This is a genomic window from Pseudomonas sp. HMSC063H08 (assembly GCF_001813645.1).
Lineage (GTDB): Bacteria > Pseudomonadota > Gammaproteobacteria > Pseudomonadales > Pseudomonadaceae > Pseudomonas > Pseudomonas aeruginosa.
In genome coordinates this window covers 1-262 of sequence record NZ_KV813523.1, presented here as the reverse complement: position 1 = coordinate 262, position 262 = coordinate 1, and the positions used below count along the sequence as shown (strand labels likewise).

The 262-nt window shown below is 64.9% G+C and carries 1 protein-coding gene; it reads right to left on the bottom strand.

The window, feature by feature from the left end; translation table 11 throughout:
* On the bottom strand, positions 1-262 hold a 262-nt coding region (locus HMPREF2924_RS22110), incomplete at both ends, for a DUF6094 domain-containing protein (protein ID WP_256567972.1).

Sequence of the window (262 nt, the reverse complement as noted above, 5' to 3'; positions counted from 1 at the left end):
ACCATGACGCCGCCGTACTGCAGCAACGGCAGGCAGCGCTGGTAGAACGCTTTCTCCAGACGCCGGCGGCCGCTGCCCTGGTACTGCGACGCACCGGAGTGGTCCGCCACCAGGTCGCCATAAGGCGGGTTGAGCCAGAGCAGTCCGAACGACTGCCTGCTGATCATGGTGTCGAAAAGGTCACTGTGCAGCACTCGGTCAAGCAATCCTCGGGCATGGTCGGCGCGCTCGCGGTCGTACTCGACAGCGAGGGCTTGGACCT